This is a genomic window from Dactylosporangium aurantiacum (assembly GCF_000716715.1).
GTDB classification, from domain to species: domain Bacteria; phylum Actinomycetota; class Actinomycetes; order Mycobacteriales; family Micromonosporaceae; genus Dactylosporangium; species Dactylosporangium aurantiacum.
The window spans coordinates 12,520-25,950 of sequence record NZ_JNYJ01000043.1 but is presented as its reverse complement, the minus strand read 5'-3'; the positions used below and the strand labels follow the sequence as shown (position 1 = coordinate 25,950).

Here is a 13,431-nt window from a genome sequence, read left to right as displayed (position 1 = left end):
CTACGGTCGGTCGTCAACACGCCGGGCGTGACAAGGTGGGACCTGATGGCGACGCGCAGGGAGAAGGCGGCCCAGACCTCGGCCGCCCTCAAGGACGCCGCCCGCCACCTCTTCGCCACCCGCGGCTACCTCAACACCAAGATCAGCGACATCACCGCCGAGGCGGGCCGCGCGGTGGGCTCGTTCTACGACCACTTCGCGAGCAAGGAGGAGCTGCTGCGGGCCCTCCTGGCCGACATGCGGCGGACCGCCGACGAGGCGCTGCCCGATCACGACCCGGACCACGACCTGTCCGACGAGGTCCAGCTGCGCGCCCACGTCGCGGCCGCCTGGCACACGTTCCGGACCCACCTGCCGGTCATGGTGGCGCTCTTGCAGTCCTCGATGCTGGAGGCGCCGTTCACCGGGCTGGCCCGCACCCGGCTCGCCGAGGACACCGACATGCTCCGCCGGCACCTGGAGCTCATGGAGTCACGCGGCCACCGGCTCCCGGGCCGGCCGGCGGTCGTGGCCGACGCGATGGGGTCGATGCTGGCGATGTTCGCCTACGCCCACCTGACCGCCCCGGAGCCGCGCGTCCCCGACGACGAGGCCATCGACACCCTGACCGCCCTGCTGCTGCGCGGCCTGGGCGGTTCCTAGCTCCGCCGGCTGCCGCCGGGGGCGGCCGGGGGCGGCCGGGGGCGGCCGGGGGTTCCCACCCGGAGCCCCATGCTCGCTGGCGCTCGCACCGCCAGCGCCGCACACCGTGGCCGGCCGCCGTCGCGTTGCTCGGCGGCGAAGACGGCGGCCAGGGCGGCGAGGTGGGGTTACTCGGCGCGGTCCTGCATCTCCCAGAGGTGGTCCAGGACGTGCCAGGCGTACCGGCGGGTGGCGTAGCGCGACGTCCAGCCGTTGTCGACGACGGGGCCGCCGTCGTGGGGGCGGCCCAGGACGCTGAGGATGTCCTCGCGCAGCGCGGCGATCGCGGCGGTGTCGGTGATCGCCGGCTGGGGGTGTTTGATGCCGAGCTTGCGGGCGTACCCGGCCTCGGCGCCGACGACGTGGTCGATCATCTTGTCGCGGTCCCGGCCGCCGCCGCGCGGGCCCTTGCGCAACGTGGCGGGGGCGGTCGCGGCGAACGCGTCGAAGGCGGCCCAAGCGGCCGTCAGCAGCTTCTTCTGCCGGTCGGCGACGGCCTTCGTCACGGCGCGGCCGTCGGCCTCGGGGTGGGCATCGGGGACGCCGAACTGAGTGGCGGAGGTGCCCGGGCAGCGTTCGACGACCTTGAACGTCGGCGCGGCCGGGAAGCTGTAGCCCGCGGCGGTGGCGATCGGCGCGTACCGGGTGCCGTAGTCGGCCAGGGCCTGCAGCGCGTCGTCCTCGGTCTTGGCGAAGCGTCCCCACCCGGGCCAGTCGAGGCTCGCCGCGAACACCTTCTTGTCGCTGATCTCGAGATACACGTCGGCCATGACTGTGACCTTAGGCCGCTTTCCTCGGCGCCGCAGGGGTGCTTGCCTACCATGGGTCATATGCCTGAGCTTGTGAGTTATCTTCGTGAAGCACTCCTCGCCGGCGATGTCGAGACCACCCGGGACTCCAACTACGGCAACGCCGCGGCGTTCGCCGACGGTCACGAGGGTTACCTGTTCGGTCTCGCGCCGCTGAAGACTTGGACCGTCGCTCAGGTGCTGAGTGTGATGGCGGAGCGGGTCGGCATCGACCCCGATCCGGAGCGTTCCACGGGCGTCGACAGGATCGACCCGGACAAGACGGTCGCGGCGCTCGACCGGATGCGGGAGCGGCTGCGGCTGGCGGCCCGCCGCAAGGAGCGTGTCCTGGTGGCGTCCGGGCACCCGGCCGGTGTCGTCGAGGTGCACCTGGCGGTCGTGGCGGCGTTGCGGGCGGCCGGGTGCGAGATCCTGACCCCGGCGGCGGGGGAGCCGTTCGAGCGTCCGGGCCGTTACGACGGGCGTGAGTTCCCGCTGGCGCTGCGGTATGTCGGTGGCGTCGCCATGGCCGCGGAGCGGGGCATCGCCCTGTGGCACACGCACTCGCCGGACGGCATGCGGGCGATGCTGGCCGACCTGGAGCGGCGCGGCGAGCCGCTGCCGGACCTGGTCTTCGCCGACCACGGGTTCGCGGGCGCGGCGGCCGCCGCGGGGCTGGACGTGGTGTCGTTCGCGGACAGCAACGACCCGGCGCTGTTCATCGGTGAGGCCGAGGGCCGGGTGTCGGTGACGGTGCCGATCGACGACAACGTCCAGCCGCACCTGTACGGACCGATCAGCGCATACCTCCTAGAAGGGATAGTCGCTTAGTGATATGACACGGGTGCTATGGGGCAATTTGGACCTCGAATCTTGTGTGCCTCCCCGTCCGATGACAGCATCGGTCGCGGCCGATATTTATCGGCTCCGATATAGGGGAGGCTCACGTGAGACTCACAAGGTCCAGACTCCGTCGCGCCGTGGTCATCGCCGCCGGCACCGCCCTCGTCGCCGGATCGTTCCTCACGCCGTCGCCGGCCCAGGCCGCGCCGATCGGCAGCACCGACGCGCTCGTCGAGCAGCTCGGGCTGGCCACCGCCGGCGCCTACTGGGACGCCCAGCTCGGCAAGATGGTCGTCACCGTCACCGACGCGAACACCGCCAAGAGCGTCGAGTCGACCGGCGCCGTCGCCCGCAAGGTCAAGCACAGCGGCGCCGAGCTGGCCCGCATCACCGCGACGCTCGGCGCGAAGGTCTCCGTCCCGGGCACCGCCTGGGCCGTCGACCCGGTCGCCAACCAGGTGGTCGTCTCCATCGACCCGACGGTCACGGCGGAGCACGTGAAGACCATCGAGGCGACCGTCGCGTCGTTCGGCAGCGCCGCGAAGATCGAGCGGCTCCCCGGTGAGCTGCGCTCGACCATCTCCGGCGGGCAGGCGATCTACAGCGGTGGCTCCCGGTGCTCGCTCGGCTTCAACGTGGTCAGCGGCAGCACGTACTACTTCCTGACCGCCGGGCACTGCACCAACATCGGCTCGACCTGGACGACGAGCGGCGGCTCGGTCCTCGGCACCCGCGCCGGCACCAGCTTCCCCGGCAACGACTACGGCATCGTGCGCTACGCCTCCGGTGTCGCGCACCCCGGCAACGTGTCGCTGTACAACGGCTCGTTCCAGGACATCACCTCCGCCGGCAACGCCACCGTCGGGCAGTCGGTGCGCCGCAGCGGCTCCACCACCGGCGTGCGCAGCGGCTCGGTGACGCAGCTCAACGCGACCGTCACCTACTCGCAGGGCCAGGTCAGCGGCCTGATCCGCACCACGGTCTGCGCCGAGCCCGGCGACAGCGGCGGCTCGCTCTTCGCCGGTTCGGTGGCCCTGGGCCTGACCTCCGGCGGCAGCGGCAACTGCAGCAGCGGCGGCGTCACGTACTTCCAGCCGGTCACCGAGCCGCTGAGCGTGTACGGCGTCAGCGTCTACTAGGCACCACCCCCACCTGTGCCACCCGCCGTCACGGGCGGGTGGCACAGTGGTGCGCATGCGGGTGGGGATCCTCGGGCCGTTGACCGTCGAGGTGGACGGGCGGCCCGTCGACGTCACCGGCGCCCGGCTGCGGACCCTGCTGGCCCGCCTGGCCTGCGAGCCCGGCCGGCTGGTCCCGGTGGAGCGGCTCGCCGCGGCGCTGTGGCCCGACGCCGCGCCGAGCGACCCGGCCAACGCCGTGCAGTCGCTCGTGTCGCGGCTGCGCAAAACCCTCGGCGGGCACCCGGCGCTCGTGTCCGGCGCCGGCGGGTACCGCCTCGACGTCCCCGCCGACGCGGTCGACGCGCACCGCTTCGAGCGGCTCGCCGGCGAGGGCCGCCGGGCGCTGCGCGACGGCGACCCGGCCCGCGCCGCGGCGCTGCTCACCGAGGCCCTGGACCTGTGGCGCGGCGCCCCGGACGTCGACGACGCGCTCGCCGCCCGCTGGCAGGAGCTGCGCCTCACCGCGATCGAGGACCACGTCGAGGCGGCCGGCCCACGCTCACCCGGCCTGGTGGCGCGGCTGCGGGAGCTGACCGCCGCGCACCCGCTGCGGGAGCGGCTCGCCGCCCAGCTGGTCACGGCGCTGCACGCGCAGGGCCGCCGGGCCGAGGCCCTCGCCGCGTTCGAGGAGTGCCGGCAGCGGCTCGCCGAGGAGCTCGGCGTCGACCCGTCGCCGCAGCTGCGCCAGGCGCACCTGCTGGCGCTCACCGACCGTCCCGGCGGTAACCTGCGCACCCCGCTGACCAGCTTCGTGGGCCGCGACGAGGACGTGGACCGGCTCGCCACGCAGATCCTGGACCGCCGGCTGGTCACCCTCGTCGGCCCGGGCGGCGCCGGCAAGACCCGGCTCGCCACCACCGTCGCCGCCCGCGACCCGCACCCGGCGTGGCTGGTGGAGCTGGCCCCGGTCGCCGAGGCCGCCGAGGTGCCGGCCGCGGTCCTGCGGGCGCTGGACAGCGGCGGGCAGCTGGAGGCGCCGCAGTGGACCCGCCGGGTCGACGCCACCGACCGGCTCGCCGAGATCCTCGCCCCGGCCGCCGCGCTGCTCGTGCTCGACAACTGCGAGCACGTCGTGGAGGCCGCCGCCCGGCTCAGCGAGGACCTGCTGGGCCGCTGCCCGAAGCTGCGGATCATGGCGACCAGCCGGGAGCCGCTCGGCATCCTCGGCGAGACCCTGTTCCCCGTCGGGCCCCTCGACCCGCAGGCGGCGGTGCGGCTGCTGCGGGACCGGGCCGAGGCGGTGCGCCCCGGGTTCGTGGTGACCCCGGCCGCGGCGGAGATCTGCCGCCGGCTCGACGGGCTGCCGCTGGCGATCGAGCTGGCCGCGGCGCGGCTGCGCTCGTTCACCACCGAGCAGCTCGCGGCCGGCCTCGACAACCGGTTCCGGCTGCTCACCGGCGGCAGCCGCACCGCCCTGCCGCGGCACCGGACCCTGCACGCGGTCGTCGCCTGGAGCTGGGACCTGCTGGAGGCGCCGGAGCGGGACTTCGCGGCCGCGATCGCGGTGTTCCCCGGCACGTTCGACGCCGACGCCGCCGCCGCGGTGTCCGGAGTGCCCGACGCCGGGCCGCTGCTGGACCTGCTCGTCGACCGGTCACTGCTGCAGGTCGTGGCGGGCGCGACGGTGCGGTACCGGATGCTGGAGACGATCCGTGAGTTCGCCCTGGAGGAGCTGCTGCGCACCGGCCGCGCCGGGCAGGTCAGGTCCGCGCACGCCGCGCACTACCTGGCCCTGGCGGAGCGGGCCGAGCCGCACCTGCGCACCGCCGCCCAGCTGGACTGGCTGGCCCGGCTGCGGCCGGAGCGGGCCAACCTGCACGCCGCGGTCGCGCACGCCTGCGACAACGCCGACGCCGCCACCGCGTTCCGGCTCGGCGCCGCGTGCGGCTGGTTCTGGACGTTCGAGGACAACCACGCCGAGGCCGCCGGGCAGCTCGGCCGGATCCTCAAGGTCCCCGGTGACGTGCCGGCGGACGTGCGCACGGTCGTGCTCGCCGTGTACCTCATCAACAGCGGCTTCGCCGGGGACTTCCAGTTCGACGTCGAGCTGCTGCACGAGGTGCTGCGCCTCGCCGCGCAGGTGCCGCCGGGCACCGGGCACCCGTTCGTCGAGCTGGTCGAGCCGGTGGTGCTGATGTTCGGCGACGACAGCGTCCGGGGCGCCGAGGCGGTCGGGCGCCGCCTCGCCGGGCCGCTGGAGCCGTGGTCGCGCGGGATGCTGCTGTCGATCCTCGGGTACCTGCGGGAGAACGACGGCGACATCACCGGCATGCTGACCGCGCACGAGGCGGCGGCGGCCGCGTTCCGCGAGGTCGGCGAGCGGTGGGGGCTGTCGATGACCCTGGCGTCGATCGCCGACGTGCGGGCCCGGCGCGGCGACTTCGCCACGGCGGCCGCGCTGTTCGCCGAGTCGATCGACCTGCACCGCCAGCTGGGACTGCGGACCGGCCAGGCGTACCAGCGCATCAAGCTCGCCGCGATCCGCCGGCACACCGACGGGGTGGACGCGGCCCGCGCCGAGCTGCGCAGGTTCGCCGAGGACCCGGCGGCGCTGCCGCGCGACGTGTCGCACGCGATGCTGGAGCTCGGCCAGCTGGCCCGCTACGCCGGTGACCTCGACGAGGCGGAGCGCTGCTACCTGCAGGCGTGGCGGTGGCAGGCCGAGTCGCCGCTGGTGGCGCCGCAGTACCGGGCGCTGGTGCAGGTCGCCATGGCGCAGCTGGACCTGCGCCGCGGTGACCTGCCGGCGGCCGGGCAGCACATCGCGCAGGCCCTGGAGCTGGCGGTGCCGGTGCGGGACATGCCAGTCGTGGCGCAGGTCGCGATCGGCGCGGCGGCCGTCGCCGCGGCCCGCGGCGAGCCGGGGACGGCCGCGCGGATCCTCGGCGTGGCCCGCGGGTTCGCCGGGGGAGACGACCTGTCCAACGCCGACCTCGTCGCGCAGTCCGCGGCGCTGCGTGACGTGCTGGGCGCCGACGGGTTCGAGGAGGCGGTGCGCCGCGGCGCGGCCCTGGACCGCGCCGCGGCGTTGGCGTTCGTGCAGGCTCAGGTCCTGCGGCGGTAGGCGCGCACCGCGAGCGGCGCGAACACCGCGAGGATGCCCAGCGACCACAGCACGGTCTTGACCACGGCGTCGAGCACCGGCCCGCCGACCATGAGCCCGCGGGCGGCCTGCATCGCGTCGGCGACCGGGTTGACCTTCACCCACGCCTGCAGCCACCCGGGCAGCGTGTTCGTCGGGACGAGCACGTTGGTGCCGAACGTCAGCGGGAACATGATCACGAAGCCGAGGCCCTGCACCGCGCCGGGCTCGCGCACCAGCATGCCCAGCAGCACGAACATCCAGCTGAAGCTGAACGCCATGAACATCACCAGCAGGCACGCGGCGATCACCGCGAGCGGGTTCGTGCCGAAGCGGAAGCCCAGCAGGTACCCGAAGCCGAGCATCACCACGATCGACACCACGAACCGGATCATGTCGCCGAGCACGCCGCCGATGAGCGGCGCGGACCGGCCGATCGGCAGACTGCGGAACCGGTCGAACACGCCGGTCTTGATGTCGGTGTTGAGGCTGACGCCGGTCGGCGCCGAGGCGAACAGCACGTTCTGCACCAGCAGCGCCGGCAGCAGGAACTGCAGGTAGTCGTGGCGTGAACCGGCGATGGCGCCGCCCAGCAGGTACACGAACAGCACGATGAAGATGATCGGCTGGAGCGTCACGTCCAGCAGCTGCTCGGGGGTGCGCATGGTCTTGATGAGGCTGCGCCGGGCCATCACCAGGCTGTGCCTGACCAGGCCGAACGGCCGGCCCGGGACCGCCGCGGTCAATGTGGTCATACCGGCACCTCCTGGTGCGTGGCGGCGGTGCCGCGGGTCAGGGTGAAGAAGACCTCGTCGAGGCTCGGCAGGTGCAGCGACAGCTCGATGACGTCGATGCCGGCCTCCTCCAGGCGCCGCACGACGGTGCCGAGGACCCGGCCGTCGTCGACCGGCACCGACAGCACGCCGCGCCCGCGGGACTCGACCTGGCCGCCGGAGATCTTCGCCAGGATGGTGGAGACGGTCTCCAGGTGCGCCGGGTCGGCCGGGCGCACGCTGATCGTCTGGCCGCCGACGATGTGCTTGAGCTGCGCCGGCGTGCCGTGCGCGATCACCTTGCCGTGGTCGATCACGGAGATCTCGTCGGCGAGGGCGTCGGCCTCCTCCAGGTACTGCGTGGTCAGCAGGACCGTGGTGCCCTCCCGCACCTGGGCCCGGACCATGTTCCAGACGTCCTCGCGTTTCGCCGGGTCGAGGCCGGTGGTCGGCTCGTCGAGGTACACGATCGCGGGCCGCCCGACGAGGCTCGCCGCCAGGTCGAGGCGGCGCCGCATGCCGCCGGAGTAGGTCTTGACCGGCCGGTCGCCGGCCTCGCTGAGGTCGAAGTCGGCCAGCAGCTGGGCCGCGCGGGCCTTGGCGTCGCGCCGGCGCAGGTCGAGCAGCTGGCCGATGAGGACCAGGTTCTCGGTGCCGGTCAGGTCCTCGTCGACGGAGGCGAACTGCCCGGTCAGCCCGCTGATGCGGCGGACCGCGGCGGGGTGCTTGACGACGTCGTACCCGCCGACGACCGCGGTGCCCGCGTCGGGGCGCAGCAGGGTGGCGAGGATGCGCACGGCGGTGGTCTTGCCCGCGCCGTTGGGGCCGAGGACCCCGAGCACCGTGCCGGGCTCGGCGGCGAGGTCCACGCCCGCCAGGGCGGTGGTCCGGCCGAAGCGCTTGACCAGGCCGGTGGCCTGGAAAGCGAAGCTCATGGTGGTGTTCCCCCTTTGGTGTGTCCTCCGCCAGGGTGCCGTACGCCGCTGTCATTTCACGCACATCCGCCTGTTGCCGTCGCGCGGCGGGGCGGCGTGTGATAGTAATTCCTACTTAGGAGATGAGAATAATGGAGTATTTGCCATGACTGTCGCGACCCGGACGGACCTGCTCTCCGTCGCCCGCTGGCACGCCGAGGACCCGCAGGCGTGGCCGTTGGAGCCCCGCTTCGACCCCCGCCAGCGCTGGTACGGGCGGCTGCACGCCGCCGACGACCACGAGGTGTGGCTGCTCACCTGGCTGCCCGGCCAGGCCACCGACCTGCACGACCACGGCGGCGCCGGCGGCGCGTTCACCGTCGTGTCCGGCGAGATCGTCGAGCAGACCGTGCAGCACGGCTCCCTGCGCAACACCACGATGACCGCCGGCAGCGGCCGCCGCTTCGGCGCCCACCACGTGCACCGCGTCGTCAACGCCGGCACCCGCCCCGCCGTCACCGTGCACGCCTACAGCCCGGCGCTCTCCGTCATGACCCGCTACCGGCTGCACGAGGGCCGCCTCAGCGTCGAATCCATCTCCCGGGCGGGAGCCGACTGGTGACCGGCCGCTCCATCGACGACATCCTCGCCGACGCCCGCGCCCGCCTGCACCGCCTCGCGCCGCACGAGGTGCCCGACGGCGCCGTCCTGGTCGACATCCGCCCCGCCGCGCAGCGCGCCGCCGAGGGCGGGATCCCGGGCGCCATCATCGTCGAGCGCAACGTCCTGGAGTGGCGGTTCGACCCCCGCAGCGACGCCAGGCTGCCCATCGCCGACCGGTTCGACCTGCCCGTCGTCGTCTTCTGCTCGGAGGGCTACACGTCGTCGCTGGCCGCCGCGTCCCTGCAGGACCTCGGCCTGCACCGGGCCACCGACCTGGCCGGCGGCTTCAAGGCGTGGAAACACGCCGGGCTGCCGGTGTCAAACTAGAGCGTGTGAAGCTGAAGCTGGACCTCCACGACATCTTCAACCGCAGCGGCGACATCGACCGCGCGCTGAAGGGGATCATCGACGAGGCGGTGGCCAAACGGGCCACCCTCGTCGAGATCATCCCCGGGAAGGGGTCGGGGGCGTTGAAGAAGCGGGTCCTGCGCTTCCTGGACCAGCGCGAGATCAAGGCGCTGTACCACCGGGTGGAGAAGGACTCGGACAACTTCGGCCGGCTCTTCGTGCACTTCCGCTGGAACGAGTCCACCGGCCGCGGTCGGCGCTGACCGCCGCCGCCGGCGGTCAGAACGCGTCGGCGGCGTCGGCCAGCGAGCACACCGACACCAGGCGCAGCACCGTCCAGTCCGCGTCGCTCCAGTCGACGCTGTCCGGCGTCGGCAGGGGCCGGCCGTGCCGCTGGTGCACGGCGATGACGCTGCGGGCGTAGCCGGCCAGCGAGATCGAGTCGATGGGCTTCCCGGCGGCCGTGATGCTCTGCCGGACGGCGGCCGCGTGCTGGTCGACCTTCGCCAGCAGGAACGGCTGCGCCAGGGCCTCCACCAGGCCGTCGACGCCGACCATGGCCATGACCTGGTCCAGGTACAACCTGGCGTCAAGCTCGGCGGTCGCGAGGTAGCTGGCGTCGAAGGCGGTCGGGACGGCGGGGGTGCGTTCGTTGCTCATGGACGATGACGCTAGGCAGTCACGGGCCCCGTGGGATCCCCAACAACCATCCGGCACCCGATCATGACCCACTGCACTCCGTCCGGGCGACCGGCCTTGCGTTCCCGCGGTGTTTCTGTCGGTGGTGGCGTGCAGAATGTGGGCACCCCCCAGGAGGCCCACCTTGTCCGACCGAAGCTTCGCCGCACCGTCGCGGCGACCCCTGGCGGCCGCCGCCGCCCTCGTGGCGCTGGCGCTGCTCGCCGTGCTGAGCATCGCCGACGTCCAGCCGCCGGCGCCCCGCTCCGCCTCGGCACCCGCCGGTGACTTCTCCGCCGCCCGCGCGTTCACCCACGTCGAGCGGATCGGCCAGGAGGTCCACGTCACCGGCAGCCCCGCCGCCGACCGGGTCCGCGAGCACATCGTGGCCACCCTCACCGGCTACGGGCTGCGCCCCGAGGTCCAGGACACCGTGGGGGTCAACGCGGGCAAGTTCGGCGACGGCGGCATGGCCCGGGTGCGCAACGTCGTCGCGGTCCTGCCCGGCGCCGCCTCCACCGGCCAGGTCGTCCTCATGGCGCACTACGACTCCGTGCAGGTCAGCTACGGCGCCAACGACGACGGCGCCGGCACCAGCACCCTGCTGGAGGTCGCCCGCGCCCTGACCACCGGCGCGCCACCCCGCAACGACGTCGTGTTCCTGTTCACCGACGCCGAGGAGGCCTGCCTCTGCGGCGCCGAGGCGTTCGTCAGCCGGCACCCGCTGGGCCAGAAACCGTCCGTCGTGCTCAACTTCGAGGCCCGCGGCAGCAGCGGCCCCGCCGTCATGTTCCAGACCTCCGTCGGCAACGCCGACCTCATCGACGTCTACGCGCGCACCCCGCACCCCGTCGGCACCAGCCTCGCCGTCGAGGTCTACCGGCTGCTGTCCAACGACACCGACTTCACCCCGTTCCTGGGCCAGTCGCGCTTCACCGGCCTCAACACCGCCTACATCGACGGCTCCAGCGTCTACCACAGCCCGTTCGACCGGCCCTCGACGATGGACAAGGCGAGCCTGCAGCACCACGGCGACAACGCCCTCGCCCTGGCCCGCACGCTCGGCGGCGCCGACCTGCCGCCGCTGCTGCGCCCCGCCGCCGGCGACGCGGTGTATTTCCCGTTCGCCGGGCTGCTGGTGCGCTACCCGGCCGCGCTCACCTGGCCGATCGCCGTCCTGGCCCTGCTCGCCGTCGCCGCCCTGGTGTTCCTGGCCCGCCGCCGCGGCCTCACGTCCGTGCCGCGCAGCCTCGCCGGCCTCGGCCTCGCCCTGGTGCCGCTCGTCGCCGTCGCCGTCGCCGCCCAGGTGCTGTGGGCGCTGCTGGTCGCGCTGCGCCCCGGCTACGGCGAGCTGCTCGACCCGGCCCGCCCCACCTGGTTCCGCTTCGGCGTCGTCGCGCTCACCGCCGCGGTCCTGCTCGCCTGGTATGCGCTGACCCGCCGCCGGCTCGGCCCCGTCCCGCTCGCCACCGGCGCCCTCGGCCTGCTCGCCGTCCTCGGCCTGGTCTTCGCCGCCGCCATCCCCGGCGGTTCCTACCTCGTCGCCCTGCCCGCCCTGGCCGGCGCCCTGGCCGGCATCGCCGCGCTGTACGTGCCGAAGCCGTGGCTCGCCACGGCCGTGCTCACCGCCGGCGCCGCCGTCGCCGTGCTGATCCTCGCCCCGACCGTCGCGCTGTTCTTCCCCGCGCTCGGCCTCGCCACCGGCGCCGCCCCGGCGCTCTTCGCCACCCTGCTCGGGCTCGCCGCGCTGCCCGCGTTCGAGCCCCTCTTCCGCCCCGCCGGCGCCGACCGGCACCGCCCCCTCGGCGCCGCCCCGGCCGCCGCCGCGCTCGTGGTCGCGCTCGCCTGCACCACCACCGGCATGGTCGTCGACCGCTGGGACGCCGGGCACCCCGAGCCGACCCACCTCATGTATGCGCTGGACCGCGACACCGGCACCGCCCAATGGGTCAGCCTGGAGCAGTCGCCGGGCGCCTGGACCTCCCGGTACGTGCGCGACCGGCAGGCACTCGACCAGCGCTTCCCGGTCCTGCCCGCCGGCAAGCTGTCCGTCGGCCCGGCCCAGACGGCGGCGCTGCCCGCCCCGACCGTCACCGTCCTGTCCGACACCACCAGCGGCGACCGGCGCACCGTGCGGTTCCGGCTCGCCCCGCAGCGGCAGGTCCGGTTCGTCTCCTTCTACGGCGAGGTCGGCTCCCGCCGCGTCCAGCAGGCCACGGTCGCCGGCCGCGACGCCGTGCCGTACCTCACCGAGCAGGACCGCTTCGGCGTCGTCTTCCACGGCCCACCCACCGACGGCATCGAGGTCACCCTCGTCCTGGAGGGCCCCGGCCCACTGCGGCTGCGCGTGGTGGACGGCAGCGACGGGCTCGACAACCTGCCCGGCTTCACGCCACGACCGCCGACGGTGGGGGTGTTCGGCAGCCACTCGAGCGAGCTGGCCGCCGTGGCCGAGACCGTCACCGTGTGAGCCGCCCGGGCCGGCCGCTGTGACTGCGGCCCGCCTGCGCCAGGCGTCATTGCTGGCGAGTGGCCGTTGTGGGTGCCGTGCCTGGCGTGATGGTCGCCGGGCGCGGTCCTCACATGTCCCGCCGCAGTCGAGGTCGTCGTGCTGTGGCTCCGCGCCGCGGGCTTGCAGCGATCGTCGTCTGTGGGTGCCGTGCCTGGCTTGATGGTCGCCGGGCGCGGTGCTCACATGTCCCGCCGCCGTTGAGGTCGTCGTGCTGTGGCTCCGCGCCGCGGGCTTGCAGCGATCGTCGTCGGTGGCGTGGTCCCGGTGCCTGCCGTGCCTGGGGTGATGGTCCCCGGGCGCCGTCCTCACATGGTCGGCCGCCGTCGAGGTCGTCGTTCGGTGGTGCCACTCCGCGTGCAGTTTCAAGAACAAAGACCGTCGGTTGTTGAGCTGGTGGGTGGGCCGTTGGTTGCTGTCCGCGTGCGGGACCGCTGCGCCATGTGTGTTTCGCTGGCGAGTGCTGCGGCCTTCGTGGTTCCGCGCGGCCGGGCGGCCGCGCGACAGGGTGGCGTGGTCCCGGTGCCTGCCGTGCCTGGGGTGATGGTCCCCGGGCGCCGTTCTCACGTGTTTGGCCGCCGTCGAGGTCGTCATTCTGTGGTTCCACCCGTGGTGGGTTCAAGAACGAAAGACCATCGATGCTGGGCGTTGAGGGCCACCGCGGACCGCAATGATTGTCCTCAGTGCGGTATGTCCTGGTGCTGGAACGCTCGGCGGTGTGGCACCACCGAATGATGCCCTCGACGGCGGCCGGGCAGGTGAGGACGGGCGCCGGGGAACATCACCGCGACCACGGCACCCACAGCGACCACGCCGCCCATGCGCGCGGCCGGCAGGGCCGCGCGGAACCACGAAGTCCCCTGGCCTGAACAGATACATGGAAACGGTGCAGCGGTCCCGCACGCGGACCGCAAGGGTTATCCACAGGAGGAAATCGCTGCTTCCCACCCGGAAAAGCCCACACCTACCGT

The 13,431-nt window shown here is 73.6% G+C and carries 12 protein-coding genes; 8 read left to right on the top strand and 4 right to left on the bottom strand.

Translation table 11 applies throughout. The features are described from left to right. Window positions 1-45 precede the first annotated feature (45 nt). Window positions 46-642 carry a TetR/AcrR family transcriptional regulator gene (locus tag OP18_RS37760; protein ID WP_033363974.1) on the top strand — a complete coding sequence of 199 codons (597 nt, stop codon included), beginning with the start codon at window positions 46-48 and terminating at the stop codon, window positions 640-642. A 167-nt stretch (window positions 643-809) separates the two neighbouring features. Here the strand turns inward: OP18_RS37760 and OP18_RS37755 are convergent, their stop codons facing one another. Beyond that, window positions 810-1,451, bottom strand: coding sequence for a hypothetical protein (locus OP18_RS37755; protein ID WP_033363973.1), 642 nt, complete (start codon window positions 1,449-1,451; stop codon window positions 810-812). A 60-nt stretch (window positions 1,452-1,511) separates the two neighbouring features. Here OP18_RS37755 and OP18_RS37750 point away from each other — a divergent pair, with 60 nt between their 5' ends. The 3 genes from OP18_RS37750 (at window position 1,512) to OP18_RS37740 (ending at window position 6,557) form a co-directional block, all read left to right on the top strand. After that, entirely contained in the window at window positions 1,512-2,300 is a 789-nt protein-coding gene (locus OP18_RS37750; RefSeq protein WP_211273799.1) for a phosphatase, read from the top strand. A gap of 116 nt (window positions 2,301-2,416) precedes the next feature. Further along, the gene (locus OP18_RS37745) at window positions 2,417-3,451 is read left to right on the top strand and encodes a S1 family peptidase (protein WP_033363971.1); all 1,035 of its coding nucleotides are present in this window, start codon (window positions 2,417-2,419) and stop codon (window positions 3,449-3,451) included. 55 nt (window positions 3,452-3,506) lie between these two features. Then, window positions 3,507-6,557, top strand: coding sequence for an AfsR/SARP family transcriptional regulator (locus OP18_RS37740; RefSeq protein WP_033364126.1), 3,051 nt, complete (start codon window positions 3,507-3,509; stop codon window positions 6,555-6,557). Here the strand turns inward: OP18_RS37740 and OP18_RS37735 are convergent. Next, window positions 6,539-7,330: an ABC transporter permease gene (locus tag OP18_RS37735; protein ID WP_033363970.1), complete on the bottom strand. Its 792-nt coding sequence runs from the start codon at window positions 7,328-7,330 to the stop codon at window positions 6,539-6,541. The two genes, OP18_RS37740 and OP18_RS37735, sit on opposite strands and share 19 nt — an antisense overlap. Next, window positions 7,327-8,283, bottom strand: a complete 957-nt coding sequence (locus tag OP18_RS37730) for a daunorubicin resistance protein DrrA family ABC transporter ATP-binding protein (RefSeq protein WP_033363969.1) — start codon at window positions 8,281-8,283, stop codon at window positions 7,327-7,329. Before OP18_RS37730 ends, OP18_RS37735 begins: the two co-directional genes overlap by 4 nt. 145 nt (window positions 8,284-8,428) lie before the next feature. On the opposite strand from OP18_RS37730, the gene OP18_RS37725 reads away from it, so the two are divergent. The 3 genes from OP18_RS37725 to OP18_RS37715 are packed head-to-tail and all read left to right on the top strand — an operon-like array spanning window position 8,429 to window position 9,536. Continuing rightward, the gene (locus tag OP18_RS37725; protein ID WP_033363968.1) at window positions 8,429-8,884 is read left to right on the top strand and encodes a cysteine dioxygenase; all 456 of its coding nucleotides are present in this window, start codon (window positions 8,429-8,431) and stop codon (window positions 8,882-8,884) included. Beyond that, the gene (locus OP18_RS37720; protein ID WP_211273805.1) at window positions 8,878-9,252 is read left to right on the top strand and encodes a rhodanese-like domain-containing protein; all 375 of its coding nucleotides are present in this window, start codon (window positions 8,878-8,880) and stop codon (window positions 9,250-9,252) included. Before OP18_RS37725 ends, OP18_RS37720 begins: the two co-directional genes overlap by 7 nt. Before the next feature lie 5 nt (window positions 9,253-9,257). Then, a complete protein-coding gene (locus OP18_RS37715; protein WP_033363966.1) occupies window positions 9,258-9,536 on the top strand; it encodes a Smr/MutS family protein in 279 nt (92 codons plus the stop codon). Window positions 9,537-9,552: 16 nt separating this feature from the next. Here OP18_RS37715 and OP18_RS37710 read toward each other — a convergent pair whose 3' ends face one another. Next, entirely contained in the window at window positions 9,553-9,933 is a 381-nt protein-coding gene (locus OP18_RS37710) for a DUF6401 family natural product biosynthesis protein (protein WP_033363965.1), read from the bottom strand. 163 nt (window positions 9,934-10,096) lie between these two features. Between OP18_RS37710 and OP18_RS37705 the strand changes: the two genes are divergently transcribed. Continuing rightward, complete coding sequence (locus OP18_RS37705) at window positions 10,097-12,421, top strand: M28 family peptidase (protein ID WP_313900927.1); 2,325 nt, start codon at window positions 10,097-10,099, stop codon at window positions 12,419-12,421. Window positions 12,422-13,431: the final 1,010 nt, after the last annotated feature.